General features: G+C 61.4%; 16 protein-coding genes. 7 read left to right on the forward strand and 9 right to left on the reverse strand.

Annotated elements, in window-relative coordinates:
* Positions 1-12 precede the first annotated feature (12 nt).
* Positions 13-825, forward strand: coding sequence for a bifunctional DNA-formamidopyrimidine glycosylase/DNA-(apurinic or apyrimidinic site) lyase (mutM, locus tag DK871_RS13745; RefSeq protein ID WP_161905425.1), 813 nt, complete (start codon positions 13-15; stop codon positions 823-825).
* 123 nt (positions 826-948) lie between these two features.
* On the opposite strand, the gene DK871_RS13750 is transcribed toward mutM, so the two are convergent.
* The 5 genes from DK871_RS13750 to DK871_RS13770 form a co-directional block, all read right to left on the reverse strand.
* Positions 949-1,200, reverse strand: a complete 252-nt coding sequence (locus DK871_RS13750) for a YfhL family 4Fe-4S dicluster ferredoxin (RefSeq protein ID WP_003195146.1) — start codon at positions 1,198-1,200, stop codon at positions 949-951.
* A 102-nt stretch (positions 1,201-1,302) separates the two neighbouring features.
* The gene (gene coaD, locus DK871_RS13755) at positions 1,303-1,782 is read right to left on the reverse strand and encodes a pantetheine-phosphate adenylyltransferase (protein ID WP_003195136.1); all 480 of its coding nucleotides are present in this window, start codon (positions 1,780-1,782) and stop codon (positions 1,303-1,305) included.
* Positions 1,783-1,885: 103 nt separating this feature from the next.
* On the reverse strand, positions 1,886-3,481 hold the full coding sequence (locus tag DK871_RS13760; protein WP_161905426.1) for a GMC family oxidoreductase: 1,596 nt from the start codon (positions 3,479-3,481) through the stop codon (positions 1,886-1,888).
* A gap of 51 nt (positions 3,482-3,532) precedes the next feature.
* A complete protein-coding gene (locus DK871_RS13765; protein ID WP_161905427.1) occupies positions 3,533-4,078 on the reverse strand; it encodes a twin-arginine translocation pathway signal protein in 546 nt (181 codons plus the stop codon).
* 29 nt (positions 4,079-4,107) lie between these two features.
* Complete coding sequence (locus DK871_RS13770; RefSeq protein WP_161905428.1) at positions 4,108-5,535, reverse strand: coniferyl aldehyde dehydrogenase; 1,428 nt, start codon at positions 5,533-5,535, stop codon at positions 4,108-4,110.
* Positions 5,536-5,680: 145 nt separating this feature from the next.
* Between DK871_RS13770 and DK871_RS13775 the strand changes: the two genes are divergently transcribed.
* Positions 5,681-6,352: a TetR/AcrR family transcriptional regulator gene (locus tag DK871_RS13775; RefSeq protein WP_161905429.1), complete on the forward strand. Its 672-nt coding sequence runs from the start codon at positions 5,681-5,683 to the stop codon at positions 6,350-6,352.
* 33 nt (positions 6,353-6,385) lie between these two features.
* Positions 6,386-7,240, forward strand: coding sequence for a sulfurtransferase (locus DK871_RS13780; protein WP_161905430.1), 855 nt, complete (start codon positions 6,386-6,388; stop codon positions 7,238-7,240).
* Between the two features lie 116 nt (positions 7,241-7,356).
* On the opposite strand, the gene DK871_RS13785 is transcribed toward DK871_RS13780, so the two are convergent.
* The 4 genes from DK871_RS13785 to DK871_RS13800 all read right to left on the reverse strand — a co-directional run bounded on the left by DK871_RS13785 (position 7,357) and on the right by DK871_RS13800 (position 11,911).
* Entirely contained in the window at positions 7,357-8,355 is a 999-nt protein-coding gene (locus tag DK871_RS13785; protein ID WP_161905431.1) for a hydrolase, read from the reverse strand.
* A 112-nt stretch (positions 8,356-8,467) separates the two neighbouring features.
* Positions 8,468-9,073, reverse strand: a complete 606-nt coding sequence (rsmD, locus tag DK871_RS13790; RefSeq protein ID WP_032894696.1) for a 16S rRNA (guanine(966)-N(2))-methyltransferase RsmD — start codon at positions 9,071-9,073, stop codon at positions 8,468-8,470.
* Positions 9,073-10,563, reverse strand: a complete 1,491-nt coding sequence (locus tag DK871_RS13795; protein WP_032894697.1) for a pitrilysin family protein — start codon at positions 10,561-10,563, stop codon at positions 9,073-9,075. The genes rsmD and DK871_RS13795 overlap by 1 nt, the downstream gene beginning before the upstream one ends.
* A complete protein-coding gene (locus DK871_RS13800) occupies positions 10,556-11,911 on the reverse strand; it encodes a pitrilysin family protein (RefSeq protein WP_003195117.1) in 1,356 nt (451 codons plus the stop codon). Before DK871_RS13800 ends, DK871_RS13795 begins: the two co-directional genes overlap by 8 nt.
* 232 nt (positions 11,912-12,143) lie before the next feature.
* Here DK871_RS13800 and ftsY point away from each other — a divergent pair, with 232 nt between their 5' ends.
* From ftsY to rpoH, 4 genes are all read left to right on the forward strand, one after another.
* Positions 12,144-13,544 carry a signal recognition particle-docking protein FtsY gene (gene ftsY, locus DK871_RS13805; RefSeq protein WP_161905432.1) on the forward strand — a complete coding sequence of 467 codons (1,401 nt, stop codon included), beginning with the start codon at positions 12,144-12,146 and terminating at the stop codon, positions 13,542-13,544.
* Entirely contained in the window at positions 13,541-14,212 is a 672-nt protein-coding gene (gene ftsE, locus DK871_RS13810) for a cell division ATP-binding protein FtsE (protein WP_003195112.1), read from the forward strand. Before ftsY ends, ftsE begins: the two co-directional genes overlap by 4 nt.
* A complete protein-coding gene (ftsX, locus tag DK871_RS13815; RefSeq protein WP_161905433.1) occupies positions 14,209-15,231 on the forward strand; it encodes a permease-like cell division protein FtsX in 1,023 nt (340 codons plus the stop codon). The genes ftsE and ftsX overlap by 4 nt, the downstream gene beginning before the upstream one ends.
* A 130-nt stretch (positions 15,232-15,361) precedes the next feature.
* Complete coding sequence (rpoH, locus tag DK871_RS13820) at positions 15,362-16,216, forward strand: RNA polymerase sigma factor RpoH (RefSeq protein WP_003176698.1); 855 nt, start codon at positions 15,362-15,364, stop codon at positions 16,214-16,216.
* Positions 16,217-16,553: the final 337 nt, after the last annotated feature.

Here is a 16,553-nt window from a genome sequence, read left to right on the forward strand (position 1 = left end):
CAAGAGGTACACATGCCCGAGTTACCAGAAGTCGAAACCACCCGCCGCGGGATCGCCCCGCACCTGGAAGGCCAGCGCGTCAGCCGCGTAGTGGTGCGTGAGCGGCGCCTGCGCTGGCCGATTCCGGAAGACCTGGATGTGCGCCTGTCGGGACAGCGCATCGTGCTGGTGGAGCGCCGGGCCAAATACCTGTTGATCAATGCCGAAGTGGGCACCTTGATCAGCCACTTGGGCATGTCCGGCAACTTGCGCCTGGTGGACGTCGGCATGCCGGCGGCCAAGCACGAACACGTGGATATCGAGCTGGAGTCGGGTATGGCCCTGCGCTACACCGACCCACGGCGCTTTGGCGCGATGCTCTGGAGCCACGACCCGCACAATCATGAGTTGCTGATGCGCCTGGGGCCGGAGCCGTTGACCGATCTGTTTGACGGTGAGCGCTTGTTCCAGCTGTCTCGCGGCAAGTCCATGGCGGTGAAACCGTTCATCATGGACAACGCGGTGGTGGTGGGCGTGGGCAATATCTATGCGACAGAGGCGCTGTTTGCCGCGGGGATTGACCCGCGCCGCGCCGCCGGGGGTATTTCACGCGGGCGTTATTTGAAGCTGGCGATTGAAATCAAGCGGGTGCTGGCCGCTGCCATCGAGCGGGGCGGCACCACGTTGCGGGACTTTATCGGCGGCGATGGGCAGCCGGGGTATTTCCAGCAGGAACTGTTCGTGTATGGCCGGGGCGGCGAGGCGTGCAAGGTCTGCGGCACTGAGCTGCGCAATGTGGTGTTGGGGCAGCGGGGGAGTGTGTTTTGCCCTAGGTGTCAGAGCTGATGGTTGGTTGAGGGCTGATATCGCTATCGCAGGCAAGCCAGCTCCCACATTTGAATATATTCACCTATCCAAATGTGGGAGCTGGCTTGCCTGCGATGAGGCCCTTACGGGCAATGAAGAAGCTTAAGCCTTACCGGTAATCTTGCGGTACTTCTCCATCAACTGCTCTTCAGTCTCAGGGTGTGCCTCATCCAGCGGAATGCAATCCACCGGGCATACCTGCTGGCACTGCGGTTCGTCGTAATGACCGACGCACTGGGTGCACAGGTTAGGGTCGATCACATAGATCTCTTCGCCCTGGGAAATGGCGGCGTTCGGGCACTCGGGTTCGCAGACGTCGCAGTTGATGCAATCGTCGGTGATGATCAGGGACATGGAAACTCCTGCCAGGGCACTCTGCCAAGGCATCTGAAAACTAATGCGCGCAATTGTGCCGCATTGGCGCCCGCAGTGCGAGCAGGCACCGACCGAGCAGCCTTACTTCTTGAAGCGTAGCGTCAGCGCATCGGCCACGGCTGGATGGACGAACTTGGTGATATCTCCGCCCAAAGCGGCGATTTCACGAACCAACGTCGAGGAAATGAACGAATAACGCTCCGACGGCGTGAGGAACAGGCTTTCCACGTCCGGCGCCAATTGGCGGTTCATGTTGGCCAGCTGGAATTCGTATTCGAAGTCCGACACTGCGCGCAGGCCACGCAGGAACACATTGGCGTTCTGCTCCTTGGCGAAATGCGCCAGCAATGTCGAAAAGCCCACTACTTCCACATTCGGCAGGTGCTTGGTGACCTCTTGCGCCAGCTCCACACGTTGTTCCAGGGGAAACAACGGGTTTTTCTTGGGGCTGGCCGCGACCGCGATGATCACATGGTCGAACAGGCGAGAGGCGCGTTCGACCAGATCGCCATGGCCTTTGGTAATCGGGTCGAAGGTACCTGGGTACAACACTCGGTTCATCGCGTCGTCCTGGCGGAGTCCGTTGGGGAACCGGATGGTATCGCAGCATTACCGGTGGGCCAAGTCGACTTATGTAGATAGATACCGTGAATACCCTGTCTTTTCATGCCGTTTTCAGACGTTCGGCCAATGCGCTCGCCAGTTGCGCGGTCAGTCCGTACACCGACAATTGCGGGTTGGCGCCAATGCTGGTGGGGAACAGCGAGCCATCGTGGATCGACAGGTTGCGCAATTGATGATGGCGACCCAGGCTGTCGGCCACGGCATTTTTTGGCTCTTCACCCATGGCACAACCGCCCATCACATGGGCGCTGCCCAGGGTGGTGCGATGCAGTTCCAGGTTCAGATCGTCGATCACGCTGCGCGCTTCGGCCAGGTTATTCACAAAGCGCGCGTCGTGATGCAGCGGCTTGACCGACTTGGCGCCGGCCGCGAACTGAATCTCGGCCATGCTGTGGAAGGCCCTGCGCAGGCCGTCCCAGGCGTAGGGCGAGACCTGATAGTCGAGCACTGGCGTGCCATCACCGCGTAACTCCACGGTGCCGCCCGGGCTGTCGGGGTGAAAACCATCGCGCAGCAGGGCGAGCATGGCGTGGGTGTGGGGTAATTGGTTCATGTCCAAGGCGTTCTGCTTGCCGTAGCCGCCGAACAGAGTGCTCGCCAGGCCTGGATGCAGGGGCGGTGCTTCCAGTTTGTAGGACATTTTGCCGGTAGTGCCGTCCTGCCATTGGAAATGGTCGGAGTAGATGGATTGCGGCGCACCGTAGAAGGGGTTGATCACCTCGTCGAACAGCCCGGCGGAGAAATTGACCAGGTGCAGGAAGGTGCGCTTGCCCAACCGCGAGTGCGGGTCGGGTGCGTCGGAGCGCATCAGCAGGGCCGGGCTGTTGATGCCGCCGCCCGCCAGCACATAGTGCTTGGCCTTTACGCTTATCTTGCGCCCGGTGGGCGCTACGCAGCGTTCGTCCATGGCCACGCATTCGAGGCTGCTGATGGTGTCGCCGCTGTAGATGAGCCGCTCGGCGCGGGCGAGGTAAAGCAGTTCGCCGCCCTGTTCCAGGGTGGACGGGATGGTGGTCACCAGCATCGACTGCTTGGCGTTGACCGGGCAGCCCATGCCGCAATACCCCAGGTTGAAGCAGCCGCGCACATTGCGCGGGATCACATGCCAGCTGTAGCCGAGCTTTTCGCAGCCTTTGCGGATCACATCGTTATTGGCATTCGGCGGCAGCGCCCAGGGCGCGATGCCCAGGCGCTGTTCCATTTTTTCGAACCAGGGCGCCATTTCGGCGCTGCTGTGGCCTTTGACCGCATATTCGCTGGCCCAATGCGAGAGGGTCGCGTCAGGGGTGCGAAAGCTGGAGGTCCAGTTGATCAAGGTGGTACCGCCCACGGCCCGGCCCTGCAGGATGGTGATAGCGCCGTCCTTGCTCATCCGCCCGATGCCTTCCTGGTAAAGGCTGGCGTAGGCTTCGTCTTCCAGCAGCTTGAAGTCGCTGCTGGTCTTGAGCGGGCCTTCTTCGATCAGCAACACTTTGTAGCCGGCGGCGCTGAGGATTTCGGCGGTGGTACCGCCCCCGGCGCCGCTGCCGATGATGGCGACATCCGCTTCCAGGGTGAGGTCGTTATCCAGGGCGGCGCCATTGTGGGTTTTCCAGCCACGGGCCAGGCCGTCGCGGAACAGATCGGGTACGGGCATAGGTGTGCTCTCTTATTCTTGTCGGAAGATGCAATCTTGGGATTGCCCAGGCTAGATCTTGGGCGGACCGGGGTAGCCGCAATGGGCCCAGGACTCGGGCCGGAAGTACCAAGCCATGATCACCAGCTTGAGCAGCGAGCCCTGGCCCATGCGCAACAGGTTCAGGTAGCTGTTTTCCCAGCGGTGCAGGAAATTGCGGATCTGCTCACTGCTGGCGTTTTCCCAACTGCCCCATATACCGGTCAGCGGGCCGCGGGTGATACCCATGCCGAGCACGTCGAATAATTGCTGGGTGAGCTTGAACATCTCGGGCGACAAGTGCTGCAGGCTGTAATCGAGCTTTTTCAAGGTGTCCTCAACACCGGCAAGCACCTGCTCGGCGCTGGCCGCGCCTTCCAGCAGCACCGGGATCACCGCCCGCAAGAACGGCAAGTCGCTGGTGCGCAACATTGCAAAGCCGCTGGCCGGCGTACTGCTGGAGCAACCGCTGAGGCTGGCACCCAACCCGGCGGTGGCGAGGAAGGCGCTGGCACACAGGCCGATTTTCAAGACGCCGCGCCGTGACAGCGCGGGTGAATCAGTCAGGCTGGGGTTCATTGTTTTTATTGTCCCGAAGGTGGCGGTTATCAGCGGATAAACAGCTTCTGGATCAGCTTCTGGATCGACTTGCCATAGGGCGGATAGATCAACTTCGCCGCGTTCAGGCGCTGTTTGACCAGCACACCCTTGGCCTTGCTGAACGTCAGGAAGCCTTCGTGACCGTGGTAATGGCCCATGCCCGACGGGCCGACGCCACCGAACGGCATATCGTCCTGGGCAACGTGCAGCAAGGTATCGTTCAGGCACACACCACCGGAGTGGGTTTCGTGGAGCACCCGCGCTTGTTCGCCTTTGTTGTAGCCGAAGTAATACAGGGCCAGTGGGCGTGGGCGCTGGTTGATGTAGGCAAAGGCTTGGTCAAGACCGCGATACGGCACGATGGGCAGGAGCGGGCCGAAAATTTCGTCCTGCATCACGGTCATGTCGTCGCTGACATTCAACAGCAGACTGTGGGCCATTCGCCGCGCCTGGCCTTGCTCGTACAGCGGGATCAGGGTGGCGCCTTTGTCGGTGGCGTCCTTGGCGTAGGCATTGAGCCGGGCCAGTTGGCGTTCGTTGATGATGGCGGTGTAGTCCGGGTTGTCGGCCAGCGTCGGATAAAAACCGCGCACGGCCTTGGAATACGCCTCGACAAAGCCCTCCACGCGGTCTTCCGGCACCAGCACATAGTCTGGCGCCACGCAGGTTTGCCCGGCGTTCAAGGTTTTGCCGAAGGCGATGCGTTCGGCGGCGTCCTTGAGTGGCACATCGGCCGAGACAATGGCTGGCGATTTGCCGCCCAGCTCCAGGGTCACCGGGGTGAGGTTTTCGGCTGCCGCACGCATCACGTGCTTGCCTATGCTGGTAGCGCCGGTAAAGAGCAGGTGATCGAAGCGCAACTTGGAAAACGCCATGCCCACGTCAGCTTCGCCCAGCACGACGCACACCAGGTCCTCGGGGAAGATCTTGGCCAGCAAGGCCTTGAGCAGTTCACCGGTGGCCGGCGTGGACTCGCTGAGCTTGAGCATCACGCGGTTACCGGCCGCCAACGCCCCCACTAACGGGCCGATGGCCAGGTACAGTGGGTAGTTCCACGGCACGATGACGCCGACGACGCCCAGTGGCTGGTAAATGACTTTGGCTGAGGCGGGCTGGAAGGCAATGCCTACAGCGCGGCGGGAAGGTTTCATCCAGCCCTTGAGGTGTTTGCTTGCGTAGTGAATGCCATGCAGGCTAGGCATCAATTCGGCAAACAGGGTTTCGTCGGCGCTGCGATGGCTGAAATCCTGGCTGATCGCATTGATCAGCGCCTGGCGTTCGTCGCTCAGCAGATCCCGCAGGGCCTTGAGCCATTGCTGGCGCTGCCCGGCCGGCGGCATCGGGTTGGCGGCATAGGCGCGGCGTTGGGCGTCGAACAGGTCCTGGAGTTGATCCAGCGCCTGGGAATCTTGCAGGTAGGCAACGTTGGCAGACATGGCGCGGCACCGATTGTTATTGGTCTGCCTGGATTTTTAGAGTCATTGCTCTAAGTTGTCAAATAACATTGCAGTAACATCCAGATTTAACCTGGCCGGGTTAGGCCGTAAGATGCCCCATCCCGTGTATAGAAGCTGATCCCCTATGGCACCACGAGTAAAGACCAGCGAGCGCATTGTGCAAACCAGCCTGGAGCTTTTTAACCAGCAGGGCGAGCGCAGTGTCAGTACCAACCACATTGCCGCCCACATGGAAATTTCTCCGGGCAACCTGTACTACCACTTCCCCAACAAGCAGGCGATCATCGCCGTGCTGTTTCGCGAATATGAAGCGTTGGTAGACAGTTTCCTGCGCCCACCTCAAGGGCGGGGAATGCTGGTGGAAGACAAACGCTTTTACCTGCAAGCCGTATTGGCCGGCATGTGGCGTTATCGCTTCCTGCACCGCGACCTCGAACACCTGCTGGAGAGCGACCCGGAACTGGCTACATGCTACCGGCGTTTTTCCCAGCGTTGCCTGATCCAGGGCGGCGCCATCTACCAAGGCTTTGTCGACGCCGGCATTCTCAATATGGACCCGGTGCAAACCGAAGCCCTGACTCTCAATGCCTGGATTATCCTCACCTCGTGGGTGCGCTTTTTGTGCACCACCAATGAAAAATCCACCCACCTGAGCGCCGAGGCGATCAAGCGCGGGGTCTATCAGGTGCTGGTGCTGGAGGCGGGGTTTGTCACGCCGCAGGCCAAAGAGGCGGTGGATGCCTTGTTCAAAGAGTTTTACGTGCCGTTGAATCAGGCACTGGAAGAAGTGAAGTAAGACCTTTCCCCTTTGTATTCACAGGAGTCAGTCATGCCGCTTGCCCAACTGATCAGCCCCCAGCAATTGGCCGAGCGCCAACAGTCGAGCGGGTGGGTGATCCTGGATTGCCGCTTTGCCCTGGAAGATCCGGACTACGGCTTGTGCAGTTACGCCGAAGGGCATATCGAGGGTGCGCAATACGCTGACCTTGAGCGCCATCTGAGCGGCCCGGTGACCAAGGGCTTGACTGGTCGTCATCCTTTGCCGGCGGCGGACACGTTCACCAGGCAACTACGGGCCTGGGGCATCAGTGCCGATACCGATGTGGTGCTGTATGACGACGGCCCCGGTGCCTACGCCGCCCGTGCCTGGTGGTTGCTGGCCTGGCTGGGTAAGCGTGATGGCGTGTTTATTCTCGATGGTGGCCTCAAGGCCTGGCATGCCGCCGGTTTCCCCCTGAGCCTGGACGCGCCTGTGGTTGAGCCGGGTACCTTCGTCGGTACGCCGGATCCTCGGCTATTGCTGGATGCCGAACACTTGCAAAAACGCCTGGGCCAACCCGGCCTGACCTTGATCGACGCCCGCGCCCAGCCGCGCTTTCGTGGCGAAGTGGAGCCCATCGACCCGATTGCCGGGCATATCCCTGGCGCGCAATGCGCAGCGTTCAGTGAAAACCTGGGCAGCGATGGTCGCTTCCTGCCGGCCGAGCAGCTCAAGCAACGCTTCGCCGCGCAGTTGCAAGGGCGCCCGCCGCAGGAATTGGTGGCGTATTGCGGCTCTGGGGTGACGGCGTGCCATAACCTGTTTGCGTTGAGCCTGGCGGGGTACCCGTTGGGCAAGTTGTATGCGGGGTCGTGGAGTGAGTGGATTACCGATCCTGCACGGGAAATAGCAACGGGCGACTAAACGATCGGTGTGAACAGGTGCTTAAAATGTGGGAGCTGGCTTGCCTGCGATAGCGGAGTGTCAGCCACCTCAACGTTGGCTGGCCCACCGCTATCGCAGGCAAGCCCGCTCCCACACTATTGACCGTATTGTGTCTGAAGCCACTGCGGGATCCGGCGCTCCAGGTAGTAAGCGGGGCGCTTCAGCGAACCTTCCACAAACCCTACATGCCCGCCCTTGGCCAGCAACTCGAACTCGGTGCAGTCCGACAGCTCACGGGCGTCAGGCAAGCTGTGTGCAAACACAAACGGGTCATCGGCCGCCTGGATAATCAGCGTGGGTGTACGGATATCGCCCAGGTAATAACGGCTCGACGCGCGGCGATAGTAGTCTTCGGCGCTGATGAAACCATGCAGCGGCGCGGTGACCCGCCCGTCGAAGTCCCAGAACGTGCGCATCTTTTCCAGGGAGCCAAGGGCCTCCAGGGTTTTGAGCCCGTCCTCACGACCGTCCTGCAGAAATTGGCGTTGCTTGACGCGGATATACGCCAGCATCTCGCGCATGAAATGCTTCTGATACACCCGCGAGAACCCCAGCCCGATGCGATCCGCGCATTGATCCAGGCGAAACGGTACCGACACCGCCGCCGCGCCCTGCAAGCCCGAAGCCTTGCCGGTTTCCCCCAGATGCTTGAGCAACACATTGCCACCCAGGGAATAACCCACCGCGTACAAGGGTGCCAACGGCCGCTTGGCGCGCAGATGAGCAATCGCCGCCGCCAGGTCTTCGCTGGCGCCGGAGTGATAACTGCGAGCCAGCAAGTTGGGTTCGCCCGAGCAGCCGCGCCAGTTCAGTGCAGCGCTGGCCCAGCCTTGGGCGCCCAGGACTTTTTGCAGGCCGGCCACATAGGGTGAGTTGGACGAGCCGGTCAGCCCATGCAGCACCAGCACCAAGGGCGCTTGCACGTCATGGGGACCATGCCAGTCGAGATCGAGGAAGTCGCCATCCTCCAGCCACAGGCGCTCACGCTGACGCCCGATGTGGGTGGTCGGCCGCCACAGCGGCCCCCACAGTGTCTGCAAGTGGGGGTTGCCGAGGCCGAAGGCGGGTTTGAAGCGGTCTGTCGATGGAATCATGAATTACCCGCTGCCGTGTAGGAGCGAGCTTGCTCGCGAAAAACGTTAACGATAACGCAGCGCTGTCAGACAGCCCGTGTCGTCTGTTCGACCTTCGCGAGCAAGCTCGCTCCTACAGGGCGCGATGCCATAACGCGTAATACACCCGCCCGGACTTCTGCTCCCGGTGCAGGCGCCAGCCACTTGGCAGGCCGAGCGTGGAGGGCGCGGTCTCGCTCTCAGTGTAGATCCAGGCATCCGGTGCCAGCCACTGGCGTTCTTCCAGCAGGGTGCAGACGGTCGGCAGCAGGTTCTGGTTGAATGGTGGGTCGAGGAACACTACGTCGTATTCAGTCGCCGCCTGGGTTTCCAGGTAGCGCAGCGCGTCCGCCGTCTGCACCTGGCCGGTGGTGCAGCGCAGCGTGCCCAGGTGCTCCTTGAGGCTGGACACTGCCACGTTGCTGGCGTCCAGCGCCTGGCCCTGGGCCGCGCCACGGGACAGCGCCTCCAGGAACAGCGCGCCACTGCCGGCGAACGGGTCGAGCACCTTGGCCCCGCCGATGTACGGTGCGAGCCAGTTGAACAGGGTTTCACGCACGCGGTCGGGTGTCGGGCGCAGGCCCACGACGTCGGGGAAGCTCAGCTTGCGGCTGCCCCATTCACCGCCAATGATGCGCAGTTGGCCCACACCGTTATGCACGTTGTGGACAGGTTTTTTCGGGCGAGATGAACTGGCCATTAATGCTCCGGAACCCCGAGCGGCTGCTCGGCAGGTTTATCAGTGGGGGGCGGTAGTGGCTTTTGCGCAATCGTCGGGCCGGCGGTCACGATGACCATCTTGTCGGCGCTCAAGTGTTTGTTCATTGCAGCCTTGACCTGATCGACGGTCAGGGCCTGGGATTGTTTCATGAAATCTTCCAGATAGCTCAGCGGCAGGTTGTAGAAACCCATGGCGCCCAACTGCCCGACGATATCGGCGTTGCTGGCGGTGGACAGCGGGAAGCTGCCGGCCAGCTCGCGCTTGGCGTCATCCAGTTCCTTTTGCGTCGGGCCGGTCTTGAGGTAGTCAGCCAGCACATCCTCCACCAGGCGCAAGGTACCACCGCTCATTTCGGCGCGGGTCTGCAGGTTGATCATGAACGGGCCGCGCACCTGCATTGGTGAGAAACCGGAGTACACGCCGTAGGTCAGGCCGCGTTTCTCCCGCACTTCGCTCATCAAGCGGGTGCCGAAGCCACCGCCGCCGAGGATCTGGTTGCCCAGGGACAAGGCTGCGTAGTCCGGGTCGGCGCGATCGATGCCCAACTGCGCAAACAGCAGGTGGGTTTGCTTGGACGGGAACTCGATACGGCTCAGGCCGGCTTTTGGCTCGGTCGGCTGGGCAATCTTGGCCATCGCCGGGCCCTTGGGCAACGACGCGGACACCTTAGCCGTCATGGCTTCAGCTTCGGCACGGGTCAGGTCGCCCACCACTGCAATCACCGCGTTACCCGCTGCATAGGCCTTGGCGTGGAACGCCTGCAACTGCGCCAGGGTAATCTTCGGCACGCTCTCGGGGGTGCCTTCGCTCGGGTGGGCGTAAGGGTGGTCGCCGTACAGGCGCTTGAACAGTTCGATGCTCGCCAGTTTGCCGGGGTTCTGCTTCTGGTACTCGAAACCGGCCAGGATCTGGTTCTTGATGCGTGCCAGCGAGTCTGCCGGGAACGTCGGCTGGCCGATCACCTGGTTAAACAGTGACAGGGCTGCGTCGCGCTTGGCGCTGTCGCTCAGGCTGCGCAGGGTCACCAGCGCCATGTCGCGGTAGGCGCCGTTGCCAAAGTCGGCCCCCAGGCCTTCGAATCCACTGGCGATCTGGCTGACATCCTTGCCCGGCACGCCTTCGTTGAGCATGGCGTTGGTCATCAGCGCCAGGCCTGGCACGTCGCCATCCTGGCTGCTGCCAGCGGCGAACAGCAGGCGCATGTCGAACATCGGCAATTCATGGGCTTCGACGAACAGCACCTTGGCGCCTTCGGCGGTGGTCCAGGTTTGTACGTCGAGCTTGCGGTTGGTCGGTGCCTTGCCATCCAGTTCCGCCAGGGACTGCAGGGTGCTGGCCGTTTGAGCTTTGTCCAGAGCCTGGCTGGCGACCGACTCGCTGGGGCGCAAGAAGTAAACGGCGCTGGCCGCCATCAGGGTGACGGCGATCAGGCCGGGCAGGATCAGGCGGCTGTTTTTGCGATCACTCATGAGCGGTCTCCTCAGGCAAAACATGGGCGACGCTCAGACGTTCGCGGGTGAAATAGGTGCGTGCGGCCTTCTGGATGTCTTCCGGGGTCACGCTTTGCAGGTCGGCAAGCTCGGTGTCCATGAGTTTCCAGGACAGGCCGACGGTTTCCAGGGAGCCGATGGCTGTGGCCTGGCTGGTGATGGAATCACGCTGGTACACCAGGCCGGCAATCACCTGGGCACGGATGCGCTCCAGTTCTTCGGCGGTCGGCGGCTTGGCCTTCAACTCATCGAGCAGGCGCCACAGGCCGGCTTCGGCTTGGGCGACGGTTTTCTTCTTCTGCTGGTTCGGCGTGGCCGAGAGGGTGAACAGGCTGTCGCCACGGGTGTAGGCGTCGTAGTTGGTGGACGCGGCGGACACCAGCTCCTCACCGCGCTCCAGCTGCTCGGAGATCCGTGCACTGTAGCCGCCGTCCAGCAGGGCCGAGATCAGGCGCAGGGCCTGCACCGAGCGTTTGTCTTCGGCGGTGGCAAGGCCAGGCACGTTGAAGCCCAGGAACACGCTCGGCAGTTGGGTCTGCACGTGCAGGGTCAGCAGGCGCTCGCCGGGCTCGGCCAGTTCCATCGGGATTTTTGCCGGCGGCACGTCACGCTTGGGGATCGGGCCGAAGTAACGTTGGGCCAGGTTTTTCACCTCGTCCGGGGTCACGTCGCCGACCACCACCAAGGTGGCGTTGTTCGGCACGTACCAGGATTGGTACCAGTGGCGCAGTTCCTCGACCTTCATGCGGTCCAGGTCGGCCATCCAACCGATGGTCGGCGTGTGGTAGCCGCTGGCCGGGAACGCCATGGCCTTGAAGCGCTCGAACGCCTTGGACATGGGGTTATCGTCGGTACGCAGGCGACGTTCTTCCTTGATGACCTCGATTTCACGGCTGAACTCGTCGGCCGGCAGGCGCAGGCTGGCCATGCGGTCGGCTTCCAGCTCGAAGGCCACGCCCAGGCGGTCGCGGGCCAATACCTGGTAGTACGCGGTGTAGTCGTCGCTGGTGAAGGCGTTTTCTTCGGCACCCAGGTCGCGCAGGATCAGCGAGGCTTCGCCGGGGCCAACCTTGGCGCTGCCCTTGAACATCATGTGCTCCAGGGCGTGGGACAAACCGGTCTGGCCCGGGGTTTCGTAGCTTGAGCCAACCTTGTACCAGACCTGGGAAACCACCACCGGCGCGCGATGATCTTCGCGCACGACCACTTTAAGGCCGTTATCGAGGGTGAATTCATGGGTGGGTTGTGGATCGGCAGCCAAAGCTGAGAGAGGCAGACAAACTGTGCTGAACAGCAGGCCTGCGGCGCGGCGGGCTAGAGCATTCATTCGTTTTTAAACCTGTTGGGCTGCCCGCTTGGTCTTAGCGTCGGCGGGCGAGGAGGTGCTAGGATACTGATCCGACCTAGGGACGGCCACTGTGGCTGTCTTGTTAAGGCCCTATTTAGGCCTTACAAAATGTTGCGCATGAACGAGCTGGCTAAAAAACAGTCTGTTACGCATCGAATTTTATTTACCGACGTGCCCTGTGGCGCGTCGCTACCTTGAGATAGCCGTCTCCATGTTTGGTTCCAACGACGACAAGAAGACCCCAGCTGCGGCTGGCGAGAAGAAAGGCCTGTTCGGATGGCTGCGCAAAAAGCCGCAGGAAACCGTCGTCGAACAGCCACAGGTTCACGCCGAACCGACCCCTGAACCCGTAATAGAAGCCGAACCGGTTGCCGAGACGCCAGTTCCGGTGGTGTTGCCGATGGCTGAGCCGGTGTTGCAGCCGGTCGTCGAGGCCGCGCCGGAACCTGAGCCTGAGCCCGAGCACAAGCCCTGGTTGGAGCTGCCCGTGGCCGAAGAGCCTGTGGCGTTGGTGGAGGATGTTCAGGCCGAGCACGTCGTGCCGCCGATTCCTGCAGTGGTCGAGCCGGTGCCGGTAGAGGTTGTGGCTCAAGTACCGCCCGTCGTTGAAGTGCCTGCACCGATTATCGCTGCACCTGCCGCCGTCGAGCCAGAGCCTGCCGTCGCCACCACCGAAACCAGCAAGACCGGATTCTTCGCCCGCCTCAAACAGGGCCTGAGCAAGACCAGCGCCAGTATTGGCGAAGGCATGGCCAGCCTGTTCCTGGGCAAGAAAGTCATTGATGACGAGCTGCTGGAAGACATCGAGACCCGCCTGCTCACCGCCGACGTGGGCGTCGAAGCCACCGCCGTGATCATCCAGAGCCTGACACAGAAGGTCGCGCGCAAGCAGTTGACCGATGCCGATGCGCTGTACAAATCCCTGCAGGCCGAGCTGGCTGCCATGCTCAAGCCGGTTGAAGCGCCGCTGGTGATCACGCCGAAAAAGCCGTTCGTCATCCTGGTTGTAGGGGTCAATGGCGCTGGCAAGACCACCACCATCGGCAAGCTGGCCAAGAAGCTCCAAGGCGAGGGCAAGAAAGTCATGCTCGCCGCCGGTGATACCTTCCGTGCCGCGGCCGTCGAGCAGTTGCAGGTGTGGGGCGAGCGCAACAAGATCCCGGTGATCGCCCAGCACACCGGTGCCGACTCTGCGTCGGTGATCTTCGATGCCGTGCAAGCCGCCAAGGCGCGCTACATCGATGTGCTGATCGCCGATACAGCCGGCCGCCTGCACACCAAAGACAATTTGATGGAAGAGCTGAAGAAAGTGCGCCGCGTGATCGGCAAGCTCGACGCCGATGCGCCCCATGAAGTCCTGCTGGTGCTCGACGCCGGTACCGGCCAGAACGCCATCAGCCAGGCCAAGCAATTCAACCAGACGGTGCAGCTGACCGGCCTGGCATTGACTAAGCTCGACGGCACGGCCAAGGGCGGTGTGATTTTCGCCCTGGCCAAACAGTTCGGGTTGCCGATTCGTTATATCGGCGTCGGTGAAGGCATCGACGACCTGCGCACCTTTGAAGCCGAACCCTTTGTACAGGCACTGTTTGCCGAGCGGGAGCGTTCATGATTCGATTCGAACAGGTCGGTAAACGCTATGCCAACGGGCATGTGGGCTTGCATGAGCTGAGCTTTCGAGTGCGTCGCGGCGAATTCTTGTTTGTCACCGGCCATTCGGGTGCGGGCAAAAGTACGCTGTTGCGCCTGCTGCTGGCCATGGAACGCCCGACTACCGGCAAGTTGCTGCTGGCGGGCCAGGACCTGGCCACTATCAGCAATGCGCAAATTCCATTCCTGCGCCGCCAGATCGGCGTGGTGTTCCAGAACCACCAATTGCTGTTCGACCGCACGGTGTTCAACAACGTGGCCCTGCCGTTGCAGATCCTCGGGCTGTCCAAGGCCGAGATCGTCAAACGCGTGGATTCGGCCCTGGAGCGCGTCGCCTTGTCGGACAAGACCGACCTCTTCCCCGGCGACCTGTCCACCGGCCAGCAGCAGCGTGTCGGTATCGCCCGCGCCATCGTCCATCGCCCGGCTTTGCTGCTGGCGGACGAACCCACCGGTAACCTCGACCCGCGCCTGGCGGCCGAGATCATGGGGGTGTTCGAAGACATCAACCGTCTGGGCACCAGCGTATTGATCGCCAGTCACGACCTGGCCTTGATTGCCCGCATGCGCCATCGCATGCTGACCCTGCAACGCGGCCGCCTGATCGGCGATGGGGAGGCTGGCGTATGAGTGCTACACGCAGCCCTAAAGTATCCGAACGGGTGGCTCCGAAGCCGGCCGACCCGCAACCGAAAAAGAAAAAACACGACGAGGACGACGGCCCGGACTTCGGCACCCTGGTGCACGCCTGGATCGAAAGCCACCGCGCCAGCCTGCTGGACAGCCTGCGTCGCCTGGGCAAGCAGCCGATCGGCAGCTTTTTCACCTGCCTGGTCATGGCCGTGGCCTTGAGCCTGCCGATGGGCTTGTCGCTGTTGCTTAATAATGTGGAGCGCCTGGGCGGTTCCTGGCAGCGGGCGGCGCAGATTTCGCTGTACCTGAACCTGGACACCAGCAGCAAGGAAGGCGAAGCGCTGCGCGATGACATCAAGAACATCCCGGGGGTGGCCGAGGCCGAGTACATCAGCCGCGACCAAGCCCTCGAAGAGTTCCAGCAGCAATCCGGCCTGGGCGAGGCGCTCAAGGAGCTGCCGCAGAACCCGCTGCCGGGCGTGGTGCTGGTAACGCCGAACGAGGTCGACAAGCCAGCGCTGGAGGCCCTGCGACAAAAACTCGCAGAGATGCCGAAGGTGCAACAGGCGCAACTTGATCTAGTCTGGGTAGAGCGCCTGGCCGCGATCCTCAAGCTGGGCGACCGCTTTGTGTTCGGCCTGACGGTGTTATTAGTGTCTGCATTACTTTTGGTGATAGGTAATACCATTCGTCTTCATATTGAAAACCGTCGCACCGAGATAGAAGTGATTAAACTGGTGGGCGGCACAGACAGCTATGTGCGTCGGCCTTTCCTCTACATGGGCGCGCTGTATGGCCTGGGTGCGGGGGTCTTGTCCTGGGGCGTACTGGCGTTTGGCCTGGATTGGTTGAACGACGCGGTTGTCGGTTTGGCCGGGCTCTACGGCAGTGATTTCGCCTTGGCCGGTGTGCCGGTAGCCGATGGTCTGAGTCTCTTGCTTGGCGCGGTGTTGTTGGGGTATATCGGTGCGTGGATTGCGGTGGCACGGCATTTACGTGAGCTGGCGCCGAAGTAGTTAATGCCAGATTAATGTGGTTTCGTTTGTATTGACCGTATCAGCGGTTTAGGGAACTTGTCCTACGGTTCCCAGGTCAATTTTCGCAGTGCTGAACTGCACGAGTTATGTGAGTCGGAGGTTTTTTCGTATGACCACTTCTTTGCAACCTGCTTATGCCTTGGTCCCGGGTGCGAACCTGGAGGCTTATGTGCACACGGTCAACAGCATTCCATTGCTGACGCCCGAGCAGGAGCGTGAACTGGCCGAGAGTCTCTACTATGAGCAGGATTTGGGGGCGGCTCGGCAGATGGTGCTCGCCCACCTGCGTTTTGTCGTACATATCGCCCGTAGCTATAGCGGCTACGGTCTGGCCCAGGCCGACCTGATTCAGGAAGGCAACGTTGGCCTGATGAAGGCAGTGAAGCGTTTCAACCCTGAAATGGGCGTGCGCCTGGTGTCGTTTGCCGTGCACTGGATCAAGGCGGAAATCCACGAGTTCATCCTGCGCAACTGGCGCATCGTGAAAGTGGCCACCACCAAGGCCCAGCGCAAGCTGTTCTTCAACTTGCGCAGCCAGAAAAAACGCCTGGCGTGGCTGAACAACGAAGAAGTCCACCGCGTGGCCGAAAGCCTCGGCGTGGAGCCGCGTGAAGTGCGCGAGATGGAAAGCCGCCTGACCGGCCATGACATGGCCTTCGACCCAGCCGCCGAAGCTGATGACGACAGCGCCTTCCAATCGCCGGCCAACTACCTGGAAGACCACCGGTACGACCCGGCGCGTCAACTGGAGGACGCCGACTGGAGCGACAACTCCAACCACAACCTGCACGAAGCGCTGGAAGTGCTGGACGACCGCAGCCGTGACATCCTCTACCAGCGCTGGCTGGCCGAGGAGAAAGCCACGCTGCACGACCTGGCGCAGAAGTACAACGTATCGGCCGAGCGGATTCGTCAGCTTGAGAAAAGCGCGATGAACAAGCTGAAGTTGTCGATCGCCGCCTAAAACGCAGCGAATAAAAAAATGCCCCGGTCGAAAGATCGGGGCATTTTTGTATGTGCTCGTAAATTTCAAATCCACCACAGTCCACTGTGGGAGCTGGCTTGCCTGCGATAGCGGTGTGTCAGTTTGCAGATAAGTTGGCTGACCTGCCCTCATCGCAGCATAGGCATCTACACAACTCTGTAGCGCTCAACGGTAACCACGATGCGAAGCGAGTCACTCTTGATCTTGATCTGCTTGTGATCTTGATCTTAAGCGCCCCGTTAAACCACGCTGGCCGTAATTCGACAGTGATTTGGGGGGTAAACCGGCAGGGATGCCGGTTTAGCCGCCCCGCGCC

Source organism: Pseudomonas sp. L13 (genome assembly GCF_009935965.1).
Taxonomy (GTDB): domain Bacteria; phylum Pseudomonadota; class Gammaproteobacteria; order Pseudomonadales; family Pseudomonadaceae; genus Aquipseudomonas; species Aquipseudomonas lactis.

Coding starts and splice junctions, on each gene's coding strand:
- mutM (WP_161905425.1), top strand. CDS start 13: ATGCCCGAGTTACCAGAAGTCGAAACCACCCGCCGCGGGATCGCCCCG.
- DK871_RS13750 (WP_003195146.1), bottom strand. CDS start 1,200: ATGTCCCTGATCATCACCGACGATTGCATCAACTGCGACGTCTGCGAA.
- coaD (WP_003195136.1), bottom strand. CDS start 1,782: ATGAACCGAGTGTTGTACCCAGGTACCTTCGACCCGATTACCAAAGGC.
- DK871_RS13760 (WP_161905426.1), bottom strand. CDS start 3,481: ATGCCCGTACCCGATCTGTTCCGCGACGGCCTGGCCCGTGGCTGGAAA.
- DK871_RS13765 (WP_161905427.1), bottom strand. CDS start 4,078: ATGAACCCCAGCCTGACTGATTCACCCGCGCTGTCACGGCGCGGCGTC.
- DK871_RS13770 (WP_161905428.1), bottom strand. CDS start 5,535: ATGTCTGCCAACGTTGCCTACCTGCAAGATTCCCAGGCGCTGGATCAA.
- DK871_RS13775 (WP_161905429.1), top strand. CDS start 5,681: ATGGCACCACGAGTAAAGACCAGCGAGCGCATTGTGCAAACCAGCCTG.
- DK871_RS13780 (WP_161905430.1), top strand. CDS start 6,386: ATGCCGCTTGCCCAACTGATCAGCCCCCAGCAATTGGCCGAGCGCCAA.
- DK871_RS13785 (WP_161905431.1), bottom strand. CDS start 8,355: ATGATTCCATCGACAGACCGCTTCAAACCCGCCTTCGGCCTCGGCAAC.
- rsmD (WP_032894696.1), bottom strand. CDS start 9,073: ATGGCCAGTTCATCTCGCCCGAAAAAACCTGTCCACAACGTGCATAAC.
- DK871_RS13795 (WP_032894697.1), bottom strand. CDS start 10,563: ATGAGTGATCGCAAAAACAGCCGCCTGATCCTGCCCGGCCTGATCGCC.
- DK871_RS13800 (WP_003195117.1), bottom strand. CDS start 11,911: ATGAATGCTCTAGCCCGCCGCGCCGCAGGCCTGCTGTTCAGCACAGTT.
- ftsY (WP_161905432.1), top strand. CDS start 12,144: ATGTTTGGTTCCAACGACGACAAGAAGACCCCAGCTGCGGCTGGCGAG.
- ftsE (WP_003195112.1), top strand. CDS start 13,541: ATGATTCGATTCGAACAGGTCGGTAAACGCTATGCCAACGGGCATGTG.
- ftsX (WP_161905433.1), top strand. CDS start 14,209: ATGAGTGCTACACGCAGCCCTAAAGTATCCGAACGGGTGGCTCCGAAG.
- rpoH (WP_003176698.1), top strand. CDS start 15,362: ATGACCACTTCTTTGCAACCTGCTTATGCCTTGGTCCCGGGTGCGAAC.